We start from the raw sequence: 21,977 nt of genomic DNA, 5'->3' as shown, positions 1-21,977 counted from the left end.
TTTGTTGCTAGAGGCTTATATGATGGACTCCTGCAAATGTCAAAAAAATAGCTAGAATAGCCCCAAATTCTTCACAAAACCAACTTGTACCAATTGTATTAAATAAATGATCAAATATTGCGATAGATAAGTGACTTAGTAACCAAGCAAAAATTTCGGTATTCTACATCTGTAATCTTTAACGCAGTTAATGAATCATTTAACTCGTTAGAATGATTAATGTTTTAATAAAACTGATATTAACCTCTCTAGTTGGTCAAATATTTACCTAACAATTGATACCCATTCACTCTATATTTGACGCCAGTGGAGAAGCCGGCGATGCTTGCACTGTTGATTTATCAAAATAAGGGTTTTGTAACTCAATCACTTTTGTATCTTGATTAAAAGGCAACAGTGCTAACACATCAGCAAAGTAACGTTCAAACAAAGCATCAAACTCTCCTGATACTTGCAGTTTAGCTAGTCCAACAGTCAATGCTTTTGCCAAGTCTGGCTTACTTTTACTAACAAAAAAATAAAATGCACTGGGGTAATATAGGTAAATACTCGGTAAAATAACCAAATTTTCACTATTTTGACTTGCCAGCTCGGCACCTACCTCGATGAATGAACGCGGAAAGTAATCTAAGCGACCGCGTGATACCATCGCAAACATTGCTTGGTAATTAGCCATCGGCCTAACCGATAAATTATTATGCCCCAATATCTTTGTATCTGGCCAATCATGGCCTTGTACTGCGGTCAATTTTGATAACGCTTGCAATGAGTCAATGCCAGCAAACTGAGGAAGTTGTGCTTTATTTACCAATAAGGCGCGCTTACCAATAAAGCCTTTAAACAACGGAAATGGAATGGCGGTTGCTAATTGCTCTCGCACTGGGCTGGTCATACTCCAATGTAAATCGACTTCGCCGTCACCGAGTGCAAGCATAGTACGTTGCTGATGTGGGTGTACTTTTACATGCTCAATTTGCGCATCAAAATTTGCTGCTTTAAGCGCCAAATCTAGCAATTCGTATAGGTATAGATCTCTGTCATACAAAGTACGTTGTTCTTTTGCGACATAAATAACTTGCGCCGCTGCCAATGACCCCGCCCAACTACACAATAGGCACAGTAATACGAATTTACGCATATATCTGTCCAAACTTGTTTTTGTTAACGCTACACCCAGTCGAGTTTTTACTCAAGCCTTTATGAGTTATTTTATTACCTGTTGTTCAAGCCACTTGATATATCAGCCATCTATTAGGCGGAACATTCCGTTTGCTTCTCATTTAAGCGTACCACTGACACACTGGGACGACGCCGATTACAAATAAAAAGATAACTATTGCGATAACGCTTAGCTTCTTTTTTTGCATCCGTCGCTAAAGCGGCCACTTGATGGCTGTTTTTGCAGCAGGTGAGATCTGGCCTAACCAAACCGATAGATAATGTTAAAAGCGGCACGAATTGCTTTTGACCTTCTCGATTTGTTGCCCAATAACCACCTGACTTTACATGCTCAGGTGTAAAAAAGGCTTTTGATTGTTGCTCAAAATCACTGATGATGCGATGGCATAGCTGCTCAGCATCATCGCCATCAAAAACCACCATAAAGTCATCACCACCAATATGCCCGACAAAACACGGGCTTTGCTCACACACTTTAACAGTGACCTCTGCCAATAACTTAATCACACTATCACCGCTGGCATAGCCATATAAATCATTAAACTGTTTAAAGTGGTTTAAGTCGACGTAAGCCAATGAAAACTCCGATTGCTTACGCAACCGTGCTTCGATGGCTTCATTTATAGCCACATTGCCAGGGAGCATAGTCAAAGGGTTAGCATGTTGGGCATGGCGAATCTTTTCTTCTGTGATGTGCTTTAAGATATCCCGAAGCGGCGCCAGACCTAAATACTTACCATTGCGGGTAATAATAATATGACGACGAATATCAAATTCTTGTTCAGTGATTTGCTGACTTACCACATCTAATTGTGCATTTTCATCCACTATCAAAGGTTGCTTATCCATCAACTCCAGCACTGATTTTTTAGCATATAGCGCATGGCCATAAGGCGCAGCAAATACCTCGGTAAGTTGATCACGGTGTAATAAACCAATGGGCTGACGGTCATCATTGACCACCGCAAGACTCATTAACTGTTTGTCGGCTTCAAAGTTTTTGTGTGCGTCTTTACATTGAGTACATTGATGAATTGCATTTTGCGCCATAGCAAGCCAGCCAATAGAAATTGAGTTTTCTATGGTGCTCACTTGCGATTGTAAATTTAATGCCAACCATTGGCTGGCTTCAAGGTCAATGATAGGCTCGCTTTGGGGGTATGCAAGTAAATATCCCTGAGCATTAACAATACCGAGTTTCTCTAACAAACATAGCTCTTCAACACGTTCTATGCCTTCTGCAATCACGGATGTTCCCGTTGCTTTAGCCAGTTCAATAATAGACTTCAAAAACTCACGCTTCACAATACTTTGGTCACAGTAATCGATAAAGTAGCGGTCTACTTTTACATACTCAGGGCATAACTCTGACCATTGCCTTAAACCTGAGTACCCAGCGCCTAAATCGTCAATGGCAATATTAAAGCCTAACTGACGATAATGCTCGATAGTCTTAAGTAATAAAAAGCCATCATCCACTTTATCTTGCTCTGTAACCTCAATCACCACACGGTTTGCTGTTAAACCATACTTTTCAACTAAATGGCGTGTTTCGCCTCGCGGGTGACTTGGGTCAAGCAATGCACTTGGACTCACATTTAAAAACAACTTGCCGGGTAACTGCAATAATACAAAACGCTCAATGGCCCGCTCTCGGCACAATAGTTCCAACTCAGACAGTTTGTTGTAAGCCCCCGCAGCTTGAAATAGTTGCTCAGGCATTTCCAAGCACTCAACTCCACGACTTAGCGCCTCAAACCCGAGCACCTCTTGCTTGCTGATATCGTAAATAGGCTGGAATAAAATAGTCACAGTGCCGTGCTCTAATATATTATGTAGTACTTTCTTTTCTAGCTCAGCAACTTTACTCACACCCATAACCAACAAACTATTGACCAAATAATAACCCAGCAAACTAACAAGAATTCATGACAGTTTTGTGGCGTTTTGAGGAATTATCCCAATAAAAATTAGCCTATTCACTTCAGTAAATAGCGTTTAATAACGCCAAAGCGCAAACAACTCAACTGTGTAGCCATGCTGTCGATATTGAAATACTAAAAAATGAATTTTATTCACCAATTATGAAAAAGCACCACTTAACGGTGAATTTAAATCACGCTTAAAATTAACAAATTCATTCAACCTTTAAACTCCCTTAATACAGAGTAATTAATGAAGATTTACTTCACCTGAAAATTATCGTAGCATTTGTAATACTTTCGATGCTGAAGTTTATTATGTTTAAGCAAATTTCCACTTTATTAGTTGCACTTGCAATAATGACTGCCCTAACGGGGCAGGTATTTGCTGTTGCCACTATGACGTGTGAAATGTCAGCAAGTAACCACCAGAAAATGATGACAATGGATCACAGCCAGATGCAAAACATGGCCGACTGTTGTGATACCCAATGTACCTGCCCAGCCAGCGCCTGTGTATCACTCATCTTTTTAAATTATGAGCACTTAAATAAGCTGGAACATCAGCTTACAGAGCCCAGACTCACCTCGTTATCGCAAACACCACAAAGCATTATTACATCTCTTTATCGTCCACCGATTTTTGCCTAACACGGGATAAGTGCGCCCAAAAAAGGCGTATCTCGTTCATATTTAGATTTAAAACATCCAACTCAGTATATTAAACCCAGTTTAGGTTAGTAAAACCATGACACATCCATTTTTTAAAACGGTGGTAATTAGTTTATTTTTACCTCTATTTTTACCTCTATATAGCACAGCTCACACACAACCTGTGGTATCACTCAATGATGCTATTTCCTTAGCACAACACAATGACGCATGGCAGCATCAAAACCGTTTAAAACAAACTGCTATTGAAAATAAAAGCATTGCTGCTAGTACATTCGCCGACCCAAAAGTGTCATTTGGTGTAATGAACCTTCCCGCCGATGGTGGGCACTTTGCTCAAGAGGGCATGGCTCAATTCAAAGTAGCCGTATCGCAAATGCTGCCAAGAGGTGATAGCTTAGCGATAAAATCAGCACAATTAAAACTCTCTGCCAAGCAACTTCCATTACAACGAGAAGAACGTAATGCCAAGTTAAAGCGCCTCATCTCGCAGTTATGGTTAGACGCCTACCTTGCTAAGCGTACCATCGCTTTAATCAACCAAGACAGGGGGCTTTTTGAGCAAATGGCACAAATTGCTAAAGCCAATTACGCCAGTGCTATAGGTAAAACAAGACAGCAAGATGTGATCCGTGCACAACTTGAAATTATACAACTTGAAGACCGTTTAACAGTTGAGCAACAACAATTAGACACCACCTTGGCACAGTTAAATGAATGGCTACAGTTATTCGATACCAATCAGCTCAACAACCTAAATAGCATGGCTTTTGCTGCGGTTACCATCGCGTTGCCCACAGAACTGCCCAACATAACCTTAGAACATGCTCCACTGCTAAAGCCTCAGCATTATGAGCGCGCCAAAGCCGTTAAATTACTGCTTAATCACCCTGCCTTACTCGCCATTGACATTTCACATCAAGCATCACAAAAAGCCATTCAACTGAGTGAACAGCAATATCAGCCACAGTGGGGCATCAATGCCAGCTATGGTTATCGCGACGATATGCCATCAGGTGATAGCCGTGCTGACTTGTTTTCTATTGGTGTTAGTTTTGATTTACCTTTATTTACACATAACAAGCAAGACAGACAAGTCGCAGCAACTATTGCTGAGTCTGAGGCGATTAAAACGCAAAAATATTTAACGGCTAAACAGATGCTTATCGAAGTCGAAAAAGAGCTCGCGCAACTAAAACGTTTATCGCAAAGGCAAGCTTTATATAACCAGCAATTGCTTGAACAAACTCATCATCAAGCTGAGGCTGCTCTAACTGCTTACACTAATGATGATGGCGACTTTTCAGAGGTAGTACGAGCACGGATCACTGAACTTAACGCTAAGATTGCGGCATTAAAAATCGACGTAAATACACTCAAGTCTGTGACAAAAATCAATTATTTATTAACCCAATCTAGTGCTGCTACAACACAGTACCAAGGAACTCAATAATGTTGGCAAATAAAAAAAGCCTTAGTGCTCTAATTGCAGGCGTAGCCCTTGGCGCTGTGATAACTACTATCGTCATGTCCTCGCGACTAAACTATAATTCAACAACTCAAAGCACCAATTCAGATGAAAAAAAACCGCTGTACTGGGTTGCCCCAATGGATGCAAATTACCGCCGAGATCAACCCGGTAAATCGCCCATGGGCATGGACTTAGTGCCTGTTTATGAAAAAAGTGCCACAACTGAACACGGCCCTGGCCTTGTTAAAATTGCGCCCCATGTGGTGAATAATTTAGGGGTAAGAACCGCACAGGTTGAATTTAAAGCCTTGCACACACAAATATCCACCGTTGGCTATGTGCAATATGATGAAGATAAACTACTGCATATTCACCCTAGAGTAGATGGTTGGATTGAAAAGCTATATATCAAAGCCGTCGGTAATCCGGTTAAAAAAGGTCAACCACTTTATACGCTCTACTCACCGCAACTAGTTAATGCCCAAGAAGAACTATTGATTGCTCTTAAACGCAACAACAGCTCACTAATCGATGCCGCAAAAGCGCGCTTAACTGCACTGCAGTTAACGGAGTCATTTATTCACAAGTTAGAGCAAAGTAAAAAAGTACATCAAACCATCACCTTTTATTCTCCCCAGTCAGGGGTGATCGATGGCTTAAAAATACGAGAAGGATATTACGTTAAACCCGGCAATACCCTAATGAGTATTGCCAAGCTCGATCAAGTTTGGGTAGAAGCTGAAGTATTTGAGCGTGATACTGCGTTAATTAAACAAGGTTTGCCTGTATCTATGACCTTAGACTACCTGCCGGGCAAAACTTGGCAAGGCATGGTCGATTACGTTTACCCCGTTCTTAATAGTAAAACCCGAACGCTGCGCGTGCGACTCAAATTCGATAACCCTAATTTTGAACTCAAACCCAATATGTTCGCCCAAGTGACCATTAATGCCAATGTAGACAAGCCTGTTATTTTAGTGCCTAAAGAGTCTGTGATCCGAACCGGTAAGCAAAATAGAGTGGTATTGGCACTTGGCGGTGGTCAATTTAAATCCATTGCAGTAACGATTGGGCGCGTAAGCGAAACTTACATTGAAGTTTTAAAAGGGCTAACCCAAGACGATACAGTTGTGACCTCTGCACAATTCTTAATTGACTCCGAATCAAGTAAAAACTCTGATTTTAATCGTATGAGCCAAAGTGCAAAGCTCAACGCCGTTTGGGTGCAAGGTGAAGTAAATCAAGTTATCGCCAATGAGCGGGTGGTTAATATTACACACGAACCAGTTGCTGCTTGGGATTGGTCCACCATGACCATGGACTTTGATGTAGCTAACAAAGTGGATATCAACACGCTTAAAGCCAGCCAAACACTGCATTTTGAAGTCACAAAAACACCGAATAATCGCTATGAAATAACCACCATCCATATTATATCTGAGCCTATAAATAACGTTGCCAGCGCCACCGTCAATGGGGTTATTAACGCGATTAATGTTACTACTCGTACACTTAACATCAGCCGAGGACCAATTGAAAAATGGCATCGCCCAGCCGCTACAATGGACTTTATAATTGCGAATAATATTGATTTAGAAAAATTTAAAATAGCCGATAACATTACTTTTACTTTTGAGGTTAGGGATGACTTAGTGGTAGTAGACATTGCGCCTAAAGCGCATGATAACAACGATGTGCCAAGCACACATATGAATCATGAATAAGGAGCATCAACATGATTGAAGCTATTATTAGATGGTCCATAAGTAACCGCTTGTTTGTCTTACTGATCACTGTGTTCATCACCTTTGCTGGGGTGTTTTCTCTCAAGAATACGCCCGTTGATGCCATTCCTGACCTATCCGATGTACAAGTCATTATAAAAACCAGTTACCCAGGCCAAGCGCCCCAAGTGGTGCAAGATCAAGTCACCTTCCCGCTGACTACCGCTATGCTGTCAGTTCCGGGAGCACAAACGGTGCGCGGGTACTCATTTTTTGGTGACTCTTACGTTTATATTATTTTTGATGACAACACTGATTTATACTGGGCTCGCTCTCGCGTGTTGGAGTATTTAAGCCAAGTATCCGCAAGTCTACCCGATAGCGCTAAGCCGCAATTGGGGCCTGATGCCACTGGTGTGGGCTGGGTATATATTTACGCCTTAACAGATAAAACAGGCAAACATGACTTAAGCCAACTGAGAAGCCTACAAGATTGGTTTTTAAAGTATGAGCTACAAACAGTGTCTGGGGTGTCTGAGGTAGCAGCCGTGGGCGGAATGGTTAAGCAATACCAAGTACAGGTTGACCCCGACAAACTGCGCGCCTACAACATACCATTAACGCATATTCAAACAGCACTTAAACGGGGCAACCAAGAAACAGGGGCCTCGGTGGTTGAAATGGCAGAAGCCGAATACATGGTTACCGCTACGGGGTATATCCGGTCAGTCAGCGACATTGAACAAATCCCTTTAGGTGTTAACGAACAAGGCACACCTCTAACCATTGGTGATGTTGCCAACGTTAATTTAGGTCCGCAAATGCGCCGAGGTATTGCTGAGCTAAATGGCGAGGGCGAAGTTGTTGGCGGGGTTGTAGTTATGCGCTTTGGCGAAAATGCACAAACCACTATTGAAGGCGTTAAAGCCAAGCTTAGCTCGCTAAAAAATTCATTACCTGAAGGCGTTGAAATAGTCACCGTATACGACCGCTCAAAGCTTATCGAAAGCGCTGTAGACAATTTATGGAGCAAATTACTCCAAGAACTTGCCGTAGTTGCACTTGTGTGTGTGGTTTTTTTGTTTCATTTGCGCTCGTCTATTGTTGCGGTGTTCACCCTACCACTGGGTATTTTAGTTGCGTTTATCGTTATGTACTTACAAGGCGTCAACGCCAATATTATGTCATTAGGTGGTATTGCTATTGCTATTGGCGCGATGACCGATGGTGCCATTGTGATGATTGAAAACATGCACAAGCATATGGAGAAAACCCCACTGACCGATGAGAACCGCTGGCACATTGTGGCAAAATCAGCCACCGAAGTCGGCCCTGCCTTATTTTTTAGTTTGCTGATCATTACTGTGTCTTTTTTACCTGTGTTTATTTTAGAGGCGCAAGAAGGGCGGATGTTTGCCCCACTGGCTTATACCAAAACCTATGCTATGGCTGCGGCTGCAGGCCTTGCCATTACACTCGTACCGGTACTGATGGGTTACTTTATTCGCGGTAAAGTAATATCTGAGCAAAAAAACCCACTTAACCGCGTATTGATAGCACTGTATATGCCTGTGCTAAAAAAAGTAATGGCGTTTCCAAAGCTCACTATTGTGCTGGCAATTGCGATCACAATGGCAGGCTTTTACCCGGTTAATAAAATTGGCAGCGAGTTTATTCCCCCTCTCGATGAGGGTGATTTAATGTATATGCCCACCACGTACCCGGGTATTTCGATTGGTAAAGCCCGTGAGTTACTACAACAAACCGATAAGCTTATTCGCACCGTACCAGAGGTAGAGAACGTGTTTGGTAAAGTTGGCCGCGCAGAAACCGCCACCGACCCCGCTCCACTGACCATGATTGAAACCTTTATTCAATTAAAGCCCAAGTCACAATGGCGAGCTGGCGTGACCACCGAAACCCTAAAGGCTGAACTCAACGAGCTAGTCACCTTCCCCGGCTTAACCAATGCATGGGTAATGCCTATAAAAACCCGTATTGATATGTTGGCAACCGGCATTAAAACCCCTGTTGGTATTAAAGTCGCGGGGGCAGATTTAGCGGTTATTCAAGACATAGGCCAGCAAATTGAGCGTATTTTACCAGATGTTGCAGGCACTGCGTCGGTGTACTCCGAGCGGGTTGCTGGTGGTAGATATATTAAAGTGGATATTTCTCGGCAAAAAGCCAGCCGCTTTGGTTTAAACATTGCTGATGTGCAACAAGTTGTAGCCACGGCCATTGGTGGCATGAATGTCACGCAAACCATTGAAGGCCAAGAGCGCTACCCCGTTAACTTACGTTATCCACAAGATTATCGTGATTCACCAGAGCAACTTGCGCGTCTGCCCGTAGTAACGCCCTTAGGCGAGCGCATTGCCCTTGGTGACGTTGCCCGCGTATACATTGAAACAGGCCCACCCGGTATAAAAAGCGAAAATGCTCGCATCAACGGTTGGACCTTTATCGACATTGAAGGCGTGGATGTGGGCAGCTATGTCGCCAATGCAAAAACACACTTAGCAAACCAGTTAGATTTACCCGCAGGCTACTCAGTAACTTGGGCAGGTCAGTATGAGTATATGGAGCGAGCCAAAGCCAAACTAAATTACATATTACCGCTTACGCTAGCCATTATTGTGATTTTATTATACCTCAACTTTAGGGCGTTCAAAGAGGTTGCCATTATTATTATTACATTACCTATGGCCATGGTAGGTGGTTTATGGTTAATGTATTTAGAAGGCTTTAACTTTTCTGTTGCGGTGGGTGTAGGATTTATTGCCCTTGCGGGTGTTGCGGTAGAAATCGGTGTTATTATGTTGGTTTATTTAAATCAAGCTCTCACTGATTTAAAAGAAAAAGCTCAGCAAGAAGGCCAAGTAATTACGCTTGAACGTTACCAAGAGGCGTTACTGCACGGTGCAGGCCTTCGCGTAAGGCCTGTTATGATGACTGTTGCCACTATCATCATCGGTTTACTGCCCATTTTATATGGTAGCGGCACAGGTTCAGAGATAATGAGCAGAATTTCCGCCCCTATGGTGGGTGGTATGAGCAGCGCAGTATTGCTGACCTTAATCGTACTGCCCGCTATTTACAGTTTGGTAAAATACACCGATATTGTGCAATTTAATAAAGGCGTTAATCACGTTGATAAGAACAATTAGAAAAGCCCATAAATGGTTAATGGCCTTTATTGGCATACAATTTTTAATTTGGTCACTCAGTGGGTTATATATGGTGAGTATGGATATTCACTTTATTCATGGCGAGTCGCTGCAAGCGCAAACCAAGCGACCCATAGCACTTGCACAGGTTAACTATTCACTCAGCAATTTGCTGAGTGAATACCCTGATGCCACACAAGTTGAGCTAACCCAATTGTTAGGTAAGCCAATTTATCGTTTTGTTGATAGAAATCAGCGTAAATACATGCTGAATGCTCAAACAGGCGCGCCACTGCCGTTGATAGATAAAGACCGCGCTTTATTAATCGCCAAACACAACATGCGTGGTAACAATAGCATCGCTTCAGTGCAGTTAATTGATGATACAAGCACACTCCCTAGCGAGCTTTCAGCACGTCATTTACCGGTGTGGCAAGTGGTGTTTGAACATTACTCATCACCCACTTTTTATATCAGCCAACACTTTGGCAATATCGTGACTAAACGACATTTTTTTTGGCGGATGTTCGATTGGATGTGGCGCTTGCATATTATGGATTATGATGACGGCGAAAATGTAGCCAACTGGTTTTTGCTATTCATTGCCTTGCTTAGTGTCTCAGCGGCCCTACTTGGCTTGATGCTTACTTACCAACGCGTAGTCAAGCCCAATAGTACAGGAGCCAACTAAGTTATGTTTAAACTAAACAAAACCTTACATAAATGGCTCTCGTTATTTGTGGGCCTACAACTACTTATTTGGCTTATTACAGGTTTGTATTTTAACTTAATGGACCATAAAAAAGGCGCGGGTAATGCTAACTTACGAGCTGTAAATCATGTTGGCAAGGTACTACACACCAACTTAACACCTTGGCAAAGCCTTGCTATAAAACCTGCACAAAGCATTAAACTACTGTGGATTTTGGGCCAGCCTTATTATCAAATTATTGAACAAGCCGGTGCCCATCGTTATCAAACCAAAGTTGTTTATTTATTAGATGCACAAACAGGAACTCCCGCACCTTTAAACGAAACACTGGCACGCACCATCGCGCTTAAGTCTTTCAAAGGAGCTGTTAACATTACCGAGGCGCGTTTACTTGAGCCACCCATTGCTGCGCTACCTAAAGAGCAAAACCCGCTTTGGCAAGTAATCCTAAATGATGCCAACAATACCCATATATACATTGAGCACAGCTCTGGCCAAGTTATCGCCCATGTTAATGATGATAGGCGACTGCGCGACTTAGCATTTAAATTGCATTTTATGGATTATATGAACACAGGCGGGTTTAATCATTGGTTGATCATTATATTTGCCATTGCCACCTTGGTACTCTCATTGACTGGCGCTACATGGTTAATCGAGCGCTTTAAAGCTGGGCAACTGAACCTCATTTTTAAGCACCATAAAAAGAGTGTAACGGTCACAGAACTGACCAGTCAGCAAACCCATACTCTTGCTTTAGAAGCAAAAAGCAGTTTATTTGATGCCTTAATTGCATCTGGCATTCAATTGCCTTCAAGTTGTGGTGGCGGGGGGACCTGCGGCTTATGCAAAGTACGCTGCAAATCAGTGGTTAATGCGACGAGTGCAGATAAAGCGCGGCTATCAGATGCAAAGCTTGAGCAAGGCTACCGACTGGCTTGTGAGCACAATGCTGGCGAAGTAACCAACATTGAGGTGCGCGCTAAGGGATCTTAATTACCCCGACTCTGGTTAAGCAAATTTGTCCAATAAAGCTATTTTGGATTATAAAATTGAAATCTATTCATCTGTTAATGATAACTATATCCCCCTAAAGCCTTGATGGATGCTACACTAAGCCGCGCTTTTGCCTCCCACCAATAAGGACCGCCCTCAATGAGAGCTAGCCTCCGCAGCAGAATGATTGAAGTATGTGATAGTAAAATAGCCTACAAAGGCGACAACGTGGGGTTATCTTTTTACGCGTTTTTTGCCAATAAAAACAGCGACCCTGAATTACTTATGGAAGCAGCCACTTGGTGGATAAAAACCCACCAACTTGACCACTTTGAAAAAGCCGTAAAAATCAAAAAAATGGTCGAAGATATGTAAAACCATATTATTCAAGTATCGGCATGCAACGTTACTATTGCACTCATTCGCCCAAAACACGTTGCATCAACTGTGCTTTAGTAGGCAGTTCAATTGCTAATGCTTGCTCTATCTCTGCGTGCGTTAATATCCGACGATGATGAGAAGAGGCATAAACCGACACCTCTAGCTCCAGCTGTTGTAGTTTATCGGTCAATATTTTAAGACGGTGGTATGTATCCCCATGTGGCCAATTACTTGGAGAGTCAAAGCCACTTTGCCAACTGCTACCAAACATATCTTCGCTAAACAATAACTTATGTTCAGGCAAATACAGCACCAAATTATGACTTGCATGGCTATTTGGTACATCAATTAATATCACCTTGTTATTTGCAAGCGCATGCATATTGGTTGCCGCTGTTAGTCGCTGTGCCTCTAATGGCGCTGTTAAATGCGCTTGTAACGCACTTATATCACTTGGATGCACAATAAGGTCAGCACCGTGTGCAATCACGTCTTCTAATCCCATCATGTGATCGCTATGGTGGTGCGTGACCACATGCTGCGCTATAGGCTTGTTTAACCCAGTATGGGTTTTTAATAAAGCCAGATTTTTTTGCCATGCTTTATCATTGGCGTGCATTTGCCATGCGCCTGCTGAAATAAAATACTCCCCTGCATCTACAAATAATGTGTACCCCCAACCTTGGCCGATAAAATACACGCCTTTGGCTAGTTGCAAAAAAGTATGCTTTGATACATCAACAGGGACGTCTTTAGGCTTAACTTTATACGCTTTGGGCAAGCTAAACACTTGGCTTTTTAATGAATTAAAAGAGAGTTCTCTCAAATAGGCTTGATAAATAGGCCCTTCACTGCTGCTCATAAATAATTGTTGAGCCCATACAAAACCTTGTTGCTGTTGGTGGTTTAAAAAATCAAAGCTGCGTAATTGCCCGCCACGCTCTGTAAGCATCCGACTCAAGTAGCCAGTTTGTTGATTAAGGTAGACAATATATTGTTGCTCAGAGCCTTCATGTACGGTTAATACATCGTGCGCCGCGCCTTGAATATAAGCCGTATCGGTCCATTTACTGGCGGCTCTATCTTGATAGAGTTTGCGAATAATAAGCGGATCTAACTGCTCACTCACTGTAAAATCAGTATTTTCAAACGTTATATTACTGGCTGGTTGATACTGCTTTAGCGCATGGTCAATCACATATCCTTTATCAGCCACAAATAAGCGCTCTATAACACTTGGCATATTACTACCGTGACTACCTACCAACCGAGTAGTTACTTGCTTAAATGCTTTGTGCTGCTTGGTAAAATCAATCAACAGCATACGCTGTTGTTCATTAACATAGCTTACAGTTTCGCCCTGTAAGGCATGGCTACTTTGCCATTGAGAGTATTGGTTAGCTTGCTCTCGTGCACTGATACTTTGCAGCGTCAGCAACGCATCGCCACCATAAGCTGCAACGGCATGGCTAATAATTCGCTGCTCTTTTTGCGCTGCTACACCTACATTACACACCACTAACAGTGCACAACTGCTAACAACCTGCTTTAACGTTTTAATTAATGTTTGCATACTTCAACCCATTACTTGATGTTTTTACTGCAAGCATTAAATGCAATCGCGTACTTTTAACACCACAATGGCAAGCTTATAAAATACTGATGGTTTGCTGATTGATTTTAATTTATTGTTTTTTATGCTTATTTAAAATAATCGTATAAACCAAAAGCGTATTTTCAAGCTAGACAGCTTAGTTAATAGCCCATAAACTGAAGCCAGATGTATTTGAGTAACCAGCCAATGACGCACAGCCATATTTTTTTTATTAATGAATTTAAAATTGACCTGTCGCGGTGCGTGATCAGGCATGATGAACATTACCATGTAGATTTTGATATCCCATGTAAGGAATTGAATTGATGAAAAAAGTAATAGTCCTTGGTGGATATGGAAATTTTGGTAAAAGGATTGTTGAGAACCTTACCAGTATTGAAGATATAACCGTACTCATTGCAGGTCGAAACTTAAGTAAGTCGTCTGCACTAGTCGCAAATCTAGAAAATACTTCAGCCGCTAAGTTAGAGCCATTAGTCATTGATATTTTCGCTGATGATTTTAATGATCAGTTAGCTACACTGTCTCCTTACCTTGTTATTCATACAAGTGGTCCTTTTCAGGGGCAAGATTATCGCGTGCCCAAAGCATGCATTGCATGTGGCGCTCACTATATTGATTTAGCTGATGATAGAAGATTTGTTTGTGATATTGCTGAGTTAGACATCGAAGCAAAAGATAAGGGGGTATTAATCGTAAGTGGTGCTAGTTCCGTGCCAGGCTTGTCTTCAGCTGTTATTGAGCGCTATCAAAATCAATTTAGTACCATTGACTCTATTAATTTAGCGATTGCTCCGGGGAATAAAGCAGAACGCGGGTTAGCAACAGTTGAAGCAATTCTATCTTACACAGGACACCCCCTGAATGTATTTAAAGATGGACGTTGGCAAGATGTTTATGGCTGGATGGACTCTAAAATAAATGACTTTGGTGGCTTTGTTGGTAAACGGCACTTAGCGAATGTAGATGTCCCCGATTTAGAGCTATTTCCTAGCCGATATGACGTAACGCAGCAAGTTAGCTTTCAAGCTGGCTTAGAGCTGCCACTTCTGCATAAAACGATGGTGGGCATGGCCTATTTATCAAAAGTTGGTTTTATAAAAAATTGGGCACCGTTATCAAAAGCAATTGTTAGGACCAGTAATGTGTTTCTTCCTTTTGGCAGTGATAAAGGGGCTATGGAAGTGCTGATTAGTGGTAAGGGTAATGATGGTAATGATGGTAATGCGAAAAAAATAAAGTGGACCTTGTATGCACCAAAGGGCAACGGCCCTTATATTCCAACGCTTTCCACTATTATTTTAGCAAGAAAGATTTTGAGTAATGATAAGCAACGCTCTCAACAGGCAACCGGCGCTCAACCGTGTGTAGGTATGTTTGAATTAAGTGAATTCGATACTTACTTTGATGCGTTAGATATTCACTATGAAGAACAATTGTTTTCTGAAGTAGTAAGGAAGAAAGGATGATGGAATACTATTTAGTCCTTAAACTGCTCCACATTCTAGCTGCTGTTGTTGTAACTGGCACTGGCGCTGGTATTGCCTTTTTTATGTTTATGGCCAATAGATCTAACAATCCACAAGCAATTTATATAACGGCCAAGCATGTAATTTTAGGCGATTGGATTTTCACTACACCAGCTGTTATTACCCAAATAATAACAGGGATACTTTTGATGAACATGCAAGGATATTCATTTTCAGCGCCATGGTTTTATTGGGTTGTAGGACTGTTTTCTTTCATTGGAATTTGTTGGTTACCTGTACTTCGTATTCAATACAAATTACGTGGGTTAGCTAAGATATCTGTCGATTCAAATCAAGTTGCGCCTGAATTTAAGTCATTAATGAAAATCTGGACGCTGCTGGGTATTCCAGCTTTTACAGCAATAATAGCTATTTTCTGGTTAATGGTCTTCAAACCATTCCCTGTTACTTAGAGGCTAACTATGAAACAAGATGGCCAAGAAAAATTATATAAACCTGCGATTTATTCACTGGCCTTTTTATGGGTTTTTACAGGGCTAACTTCAATTTATTTTTCTCCTGAGATTGGTTATGAGATTCTAGCAAGCGCCAATATCACAGGTTCTATGGCAGACTTTTCCGTTTATGCTGGAGGTGCTTTAGATATTGTACTTGGGCTTTGGCTTCTAAGCTCAGTAAAAACAAAGTTATGCTGCATTGTGCAAGTAGCAGTGATAGCGCTCTATACGATAATTTTAACCATTATCGATGCGAGTTTTTGGTTACATCCATTTGGGCCGATAACCAAGAATATACCTATTGTTGTTCTGATTGGTTACGTTTACATCGCCAATGTTGACAGTGGTTTAATACACCCTCAATAAGAACCTGACAACTAAATAATTAGTTTAAATCAAAAATAGGAGGCCAACTTTGTCATCATTACAAATAGCAAGATTCATTATTTCCTTTAGTTGGTTATATCATGGGATTTTTCCAAAACTTGTTCATATTGCACCATTAGAAAAAACCATGACTGCCAGCATTGGTTTATCGAACGAGCTTTCTTATTTAGTTACTAAGTCAGCGGGTGTTGGAGAAGTTGCTTTCGGAGTTTTATTCTTCATTTTTTATCGTAATAAAACGGTAATTTCATTAAATATTATTGGACTTTCTGGCTTATTATGTTTTGTCGCAATATTGCAGCCACAACTTCTTATTGAAGCATTTAACCCAGTTACCACCAATATTGCTCTAATTGGTTTTAGTTTGATTTTACTTATCGAGCTAAAGAAAGAAATAAAAAAAGAGCACAAAAAGGAGAAGGTATGACTGTCAAAAAGTATCCTCCTAACGTTGATATAAATGACTGTGTGATTATATTTGATGGTATCTGCAAGCTTTGTAATGCTTGGAGGCCTTGTTGATCAAATAACGCTCTTATGATCAATTTCTCATTTTTAATTCTGTTGCTGATATTTGGCCACGTCCGTATTTTAGAAACACTAGAATAAGATGGCATTGCTTTGAACATCGTTCTTGCTCGCTCATATAGCTATTATCTTGCTCTATAATTATACTGGTTTGTTGATTCCAAGGTTATTTCGCTATTCTTTTTATCCAAACAGTTATAGAAGTTACAATATAGAAAGGCTTCATACTCTAATGGTGATCTATCACCATTAGAGTATGAACAAAGTTCCTTAAGAAAAGTGTCCTGATGTAGTTGCGCAGAACATATTGTTTAAAAAATTCCTTAAGGACAAGCTTTATTGTCTATGGGCAAACTTTATTGTTCCAACACAACACTAAACCTCTTGCCCCGCGGCAAAGCCGCAGCTCCATGCGTATTGGAAGTTATACCCGCCTAACCAACCAGTTACATCGGTAACTTCGCCGATAAAATATAGGCCTTTTTGCTTTTTGGCTTCAAAGGTTTTTGAGCTGAGTTCATCAGTATCAACACCGCCGAGCGTCACTTCGGCGGTGCGGTAGCCTTCGGTTCCGTTGGGTTTTATTTGCCAATGGTGTAGGTAGTTGGCAATGGCGTCTATTTCACTGTGGGTGAGCTGGTTCAGGGCTTTATCTGGAATGGCTTGCTCCGTAATCAATACCTCGATAAAACGCTTGGGTAAAATAGTCCCTAAGGCGTTTTTAAGCGATTTACTACCGTTGTCGCTGCGCCATTGGTGAAGGGTGTCATTTAGACTTTGCTCTGGTAATAAATTAATGGTCACAACCTGCCCTGCGCGCCAAAATGATGATATTTGTAAAATTGCTGGGCCCGAGAGGCCTCTGTGAGTAAACAAAATGTTTTCTTTAAATTCAGTGCCACACTCACTACTTACTTCACATAGAACACTCACCCCAGATAAACCATCAAAGCGTATTTTGTCATGTTCGTGCAGGGTAAATGGCACTAATGCAGCCATAGTTGGTAATAATTTTAATCCAAATTGCTCGGCAATTTTGTAACCAATTGGGGTTGCGCCAAGCTTAGGCATAGTCAGGCCACCAGCAGCAACCACGAGCGACTCGCACTCAAAGATTTGCTCTGAAGTAGTGACAATATATCCCCCTTGCTCTTTGGCTTGTACGTTACTTACTTCGTTGCGTAAAAATAACTGTACACCTGCCCAGTCACACTCTGTTGTAAGTATATCAACAATATCTTGTGCGCTGTTATCACAAAATAGCTGTCCCAAAGTTTTGTGGTGATAAGCCAAACCATGACGATCGACTAGTTCAATAAAGTCGTGCTGGGTATAACGACTTAAACATGACTTTACAAAGTGTGGATTACCACACAGATAATTACTCGGTGAGGCACCTTCATTAGTAAAATTGCAGCGCCCACCGCCACTTATCAAAATTTTTCGGCCTGGTTTTTTACCCATATCAAGCACTGCAACCGAGCGACCTCGGTACCCTGCTTGCGCCGCACACATTAGCCCTGCGGCACCCGCACCAATAATTACTACATCAAACTGTGACATGTTTTACTCAAACAACCATCTTATGAATGCATTATACCTAGATTATTTATCAAGTCAGAACAACTCATTACATCAAATAGTTACCGCGCCCACATTGAACAAAAAACAAACACATAAAATAGCTGTAAAGCAAACTGCAATTGAACATTTTTTTACCAAAACAGTAAAAAGGTAGTTACATTTACATTTATTTACATAACAAATTAATATTTCATACCTTTGTAAAAGTGTAGAGCAAAAGCTTAAAAAACAACCGCTTAATGTAATTTAATTATCATATAGCCATCTGCTTATAACCAATTTACCAATGTAAATAACAAAACAGTTCTTTTAAAAAGTTAACCATAACTTTACGTTCTGTAACGTTCCCCTTGCACTTACGCAGAGGAAATTTAATAAAACAACAACATGTTAGGGAATCTCAAATGACAACAACAAAGCAATTCAAATTAGGTGCATTGTCCATTGCAATGACCACACTGTTCACGGCACACACAACCTTTGCTAATACTGACTTGTCAGCTCAGGGTAATATCAACTTTGCGCAAACTTCGACTAAGTTACAACACCAAGGTAAACTTGGTACGCAATTCATCATTAAGTATAAAAATAACAACCAATCAATCATGGCAGCTCACGCAGACTCTGGTGCAACAGTGTCACAAGCGGCAATGAACAAACAAGCACAAAGCTTTGTACAAGGTTTTACAAGTAAAAAGTCAAATGTAAATACACACTATGTTCGCCCAATGGCGCTAAGTAATCACCATGTTATGCGCGTTGATAGAAAGCTGTCTCCAAGCGAAGCAAATGCATTTATGCAAGAGGTTGCAGCATCTGGTAACGTTGAATACATTGAAATTGACCAAATGTTACAACCATTTGCTACGCCTAATGACCCACGTTATAACGACCAATGGCACTACTACGAAGCAAATGGTGGTTTAAACCTACCTACGGCTTGGGATAGTGCAACGGGTACAGGTGTAACGGTAGCGGTACTTGATACAGGTTACCGCCCACACATAGACCTGAACGCAAATATTTTGCCAGGATATGACATGATTTCAAACGCTTTAGTTGCCAATGATGGTGACTTGCGTGACAACGATGCAAGAGACCCTGGTGATGCAACAACTCGTGGCGAATGCGGCACTGACAGTAGTGGCAACCCTGTACCTAGCTCAAATAGAGACTCTAGTTGGCACGGCACACACGTTGCGGGTACTGTTGCTGCAGTAACCAATAACGGTGAGGGTGTAGCTGGTGTAGCATACGATGCGAAAGTAGTTCCTGTACGTGTACTTGGTAAATGTGGTGGTTTAACTTCAGACATTGCTGATGGCATCATTTGGGCATCTGGTGGGTCTGTGTCTGGCACTACTGCAAATGCAAACCCTGCTGATGTGATTAACATGAGTTTAGGTGGTGGTGGTAACTGTAGTGCCACAACACAAAATGCAATTAACCAAGCACGTAACAATGGTTCAGTGATTGTTATTGCAGCGGGTAACGATAACGACAACGCAAATAACTACAATCCAGGCAACTGTAATGGTGTGGTAAACGTTGCATCAGTTAACCGCAGTGGTGGTCGCGCTTACTATTCAAACTTTGGTACATCTATTGACGTTGCAGCACCAGGCGGCGCGCAAAGCTTTGCTAATGATTCACAGGGTGTGTTATCTACGCACAACTCTGGTAGCACAGGCCCAGTTGCAGATAGCTATCACTACTCACAAGGCACATCAATGGCTGCCCCTCACGTTGCAGGTGTAGCGGCACTAATCAAGCAAGCTAAACCCACAGCAACACCAGATGAAATTGAAACTATTTTAAAAGACACAACCCGTAGCTTCCCTGCAACATGTAATAGCTGTGGTACTGGTATTGTTGATGCTGCTGCGGCTGTGCAAGCTGCAACGGGTGTTATTATTGACCCTGTAGAAGAAGCACTTGAAGATGGTGTTGCTAAAACAGGCCTAAGTGGAGCCAAAAATAGCGAAACGTTCTACTACATTGATGTACCTGCAGGTGCTAGCAAACTTGATGTTACCATGAACGGTGGTAGCGGTGATGCAGATTTATACTTACAAGCAGGCGCAAAGCCAACTACAAGCAGCTATGTTTGTCGCTCTTGGGAGTCGGGTAACACTGAAACCTGTACCATTGATAACCCAACAGCGGGTAAATACTGGGTGATGCTACAAGCCTATTCAACATACTCACAAGTTAACCTGCAAGCAGATATTACCTCAGGCTCTAACCCAACACCGCCACAACCAGGTGGGGCAACTGAAAGTAACCTTTCAAGCACAAGCGGTCAGTGGCTTCATTACACTATTGATGTGCCAGCAGGTATGACGAACTTCACTGTTACAACATCGGGTGGCTCAGGCGACGCTGACTTGTATGTAAAACAAGGGTCACAACCAACGTCTTCAAGCTATGAGTGTCGTTCTTGGAACAATGGCAACTCTGAAGTATGTACATTTACCAACCCAACAGCGGGTAAATGGCACTTAAGCTTAAATGCGTATAGCAGCTTCTCTGGGTTAACACTGAACGCGCAGTACAACCCATAAATATTGAAGTTTCCCCAACACTCTAACTAAGTGTCTACATTAAAAATAAGACGCTTAGTTAGGCAAAAAAAAATCGGTCACACCATATGGCATGACCGATTTTTTATTTCAATCCCCCTGTACCCTAACAATACTTTTTTAATACGTAAGTAATTCTTGGAGCTATTCATACCTATTGATAAATTATTTTTTACGATTATGCTTATCTCTATCATTTGTTAGCGCTTCCTTGATCACCATTATTAATGCCATAACCACAGGAGATGTCATTCCAACAATCGCCGTAAAGGCTTCCATTTCTAGAAAATAACCCGAAATACACGTCACGAGTACCAATACAACCGTGGTAGGCATTATCCATTTACCTAATAACATCAGTACAGTATCTTGTACCGAAGTAATATGCTTCGGTTGCTGTTTAGGCTTTTCTTCAGGTTTAGGATCTTCATCACCACAGGGGGGTGATGTACCGGTAAAATTTTTTTTCATCAAAATTACTCCATTGACTGTAAAATTTTAGGAGGGAGGAGGCTTGCGCCTCCATTATTTAGTCGCTACAAAGCCATAACAGCTTGCAGGAGAGGAAGGGAGGTAAGGAAGACGTTAAATTAATGCAACCAGTAACTTGGGTTATGCACCGCTGACTTTAAATCTGAATGTATTGCTTGATTAGGGGTTAACAGGTCAAAGTAAATCGTGCTTAAACGCAGCCATTTGGCCAAGGAAGTATGCTCTAGCTGATTAATATGCAACAACGTTTGGTCGCACATTTGGCCGCTGATGGGTAAAACAAAATGCTGCTGCAATTGGCTAAGCAATACATCAACATACCCATTGATCGATGCTTTAAATAGCAAATTAGCGATATCTTGGCGAATGACCTCATCACCCCTTAACTGCAGCCAAATTTCTTCACAGTATTGCTGTTTAAATAACGTATATAGTTCAGGTTGAGAAAACCCAGCGGCTTTCATTGTTTGCCAACATGATAATTGGTCTAGCGCAACACAAAAAGCGTCTTTTTTTGGGCCGCTCAATGTCATCACCGTTTTAAATGCTTGCGCATAACTTGCCATCATCTACCT

18 protein-coding genes are annotated in these 21,977 nt (G+C 41.5%); 12 read left to right on the top strand and 6 right to left on the bottom strand.

Annotated elements, in window-relative coordinates:
- Window positions 1–286: 286 nt before the first annotated feature.
- Together SANK73390_RS14300 and SANK73390_RS14295 are read right to left on the bottom strand one after the other, a co-directional pair.
- A complete protein-coding gene (locus SANK73390_RS14300) occupies window positions 287–1,138 on the bottom strand; it encodes a substrate-binding periplasmic protein (protein ID WP_462766733.1) in 852 nt (283 codons plus the stop codon).
- Window positions 1,139–1,251: 113 nt separating this feature from the next.
- A complete protein-coding gene (locus SANK73390_RS14295; RefSeq protein ID WP_462766732.1) occupies window positions 1,252–3,051 on the bottom strand; it encodes an EAL domain-containing protein in 1,800 nt (599 codons plus the stop codon).
- A gap of 368 nt (window positions 3,052–3,419) precedes the next feature.
- On the opposite strand from SANK73390_RS14295, the gene SANK73390_RS14290 reads away from it, so the two are divergent.
- From SANK73390_RS14290 to SANK73390_RS14260, 7 genes are all read left to right on the top strand, one after another.
- Window positions 3,420–3,752, top strand: coding sequence for a hypothetical protein (locus tag SANK73390_RS14290; protein ID WP_462766731.1), 333 nt, complete (start codon window positions 3,420–3,422; stop codon window positions 3,750–3,752).
- A gap of 97 nt (window positions 3,753–3,849) precedes the next feature.
- A complete protein-coding gene (locus SANK73390_RS14285; RefSeq protein WP_462766730.1) occupies window positions 3,850–5,226 on the top strand; it encodes a TolC family protein in 1,377 nt (458 codons plus the stop codon).
- Window positions 5,226–6,968: an efflux RND transporter periplasmic adaptor subunit gene (locus SANK73390_RS14280; RefSeq protein ID WP_462766729.1), complete on the top strand. Its 1,743-nt coding sequence runs from the start codon at window positions 5,226–5,228 to the stop codon at window positions 6,966–6,968. Before SANK73390_RS14285 ends, SANK73390_RS14280 begins: the two co-directional genes overlap by 1 nt.
- Window positions 6,969–6,979: 11 nt before the next feature.
- A complete protein-coding gene (locus tag SANK73390_RS14275) occupies window positions 6,980–10,138 on the top strand; it encodes an efflux RND transporter permease subunit (protein ID WP_462766728.1) in 3,159 nt (1,052 codons plus the stop codon).
- Entirely contained in the window at window positions 10,122–10,829 is a 708-nt protein-coding gene (locus SANK73390_RS14270; RefSeq protein ID WP_462766727.1) for a PepSY domain-containing protein, read from the top strand. Before SANK73390_RS14275 ends, SANK73390_RS14270 begins: the two co-directional genes overlap by 17 nt.
- Window positions 10,830–10,832: 3 nt before the next feature.
- A complete protein-coding gene (locus tag SANK73390_RS14265) occupies window positions 10,833–11,846 on the top strand; it encodes a 2Fe-2S iron-sulfur cluster-binding protein (RefSeq protein ID WP_462766726.1) in 1,014 nt (337 codons plus the stop codon).
- 159 nt (window positions 11,847–12,005) lie between these two features.
- The gene (locus tag SANK73390_RS14260) at window positions 12,006–12,221 is read left to right on the top strand and encodes a DUF6500 family protein (protein WP_261591545.1); all 216 of its coding nucleotides are present in this window, start codon (window positions 12,006–12,008) and stop codon (window positions 12,219–12,221) included.
- Window positions 12,222–12,264: 43 nt separating this feature from the next.
- Here the strand turns inward: SANK73390_RS14260 and SANK73390_RS14255 are convergent, their stop codons facing one another.
- Complete coding sequence (locus tag SANK73390_RS14255) at window positions 12,265–13,800, bottom strand: hypothetical protein (RefSeq protein ID WP_462766725.1); 1,536 nt, start codon at window positions 13,798–13,800, stop codon at window positions 12,265–12,267.
- A 347-nt stretch (window positions 13,801–14,147) separates the two neighbouring features.
- Here SANK73390_RS14255 and SANK73390_RS14250 point away from each other — a divergent pair, with 347 nt between their 5' ends.
- The 4 genes from SANK73390_RS14250 to SANK73390_RS14235 are packed head-to-tail and all read left to right on the top strand — an operon-like array spanning window position 14,148 to window position 16,643.
- A complete protein-coding gene (locus SANK73390_RS14250) occupies window positions 14,148–15,311 on the top strand; it encodes a saccharopine dehydrogenase family protein (RefSeq protein WP_462766724.1) in 1,164 nt (387 codons plus the stop codon).
- Window positions 15,308–15,784 carry a DUF2269 family protein gene (locus tag SANK73390_RS14245; protein ID WP_462766722.1) on the top strand — a complete coding sequence of 159 codons (477 nt, stop codon included), beginning with the start codon at window positions 15,308–15,310 and terminating at the stop codon, window positions 15,782–15,784. The genes SANK73390_RS14250 and SANK73390_RS14245 overlap by 4 nt, the downstream gene beginning before the upstream one ends.
- Before the next feature lie 9 nt (window positions 15,785–15,793).
- Window positions 15,794–16,195 (top strand): DoxX-like family protein, encoded by a 402-nt coding sequence (locus SANK73390_RS14240; RefSeq protein ID WP_462766721.1) that lies wholly within the window; start codon window positions 15,794–15,796, stop codon window positions 16,193–16,195.
- Window positions 16,196–16,244: 49 nt separating this feature from the next.
- Entirely contained in the window at window positions 16,245–16,643 is a 399-nt protein-coding gene (locus tag SANK73390_RS14235) for a DoxX-like family protein (protein WP_462766720.1), read from the top strand.
- Window positions 16,644–17,119: 476 nt separating this feature from the next.
- Here SANK73390_RS14235 and SANK73390_RS14230 read toward each other — a convergent pair whose 3' ends face one another.
- Entirely contained in the window at window positions 17,120–18,307 is a 1,188-nt protein-coding gene (locus SANK73390_RS14230; RefSeq protein WP_462766719.1) for a BaiN/RdsA family NAD(P)/FAD-dependent oxidoreductase, read from the bottom strand.
- A gap of 425 nt (window positions 18,308–18,732) precedes the next feature.
- Here SANK73390_RS14230 and SANK73390_RS14225 point away from each other — a divergent pair, with 425 nt between their 5' ends.
- Window positions 18,733–20,892: a S8 family peptidase gene (locus SANK73390_RS14225; RefSeq protein ID WP_462766717.1), complete on the top strand. Its 2,160-nt coding sequence runs from the start codon at window positions 18,733–18,735 to the stop codon at window positions 20,890–20,892.
- 183 nt (window positions 20,893–21,075) lie between these two features.
- Here the strand turns inward: SANK73390_RS14225 and SANK73390_RS14220 are convergent, their stop codons facing one another.
- Both SANK73390_RS14220 and SANK73390_RS14215 read right to left on the bottom strand, forming a co-directional pair.
- Complete coding sequence (locus tag SANK73390_RS14220; RefSeq protein ID WP_462766715.1) at window positions 21,076–21,384, bottom strand: hypothetical protein; 309 nt, start codon at window positions 21,382–21,384, stop codon at window positions 21,076–21,078.
- A gap of 116 nt (window positions 21,385–21,500) precedes the next feature.
- A complete protein-coding gene (locus SANK73390_RS14215) occupies window positions 21,501–21,971 on the bottom strand; it encodes a hypothetical protein (RefSeq protein ID WP_462766714.1) in 471 nt (156 codons plus the stop codon).
- Window positions 21,972–21,977 lie beyond the last annotated feature (6 nt).

Source organism: Pseudoalteromonas sp. SANK 73390 (assembly GCF_054966645.1).
Note: the sequence above shows the minus strand (reverse complement) of the source record. Positions and strands in the feature narration are given on the sequence as shown.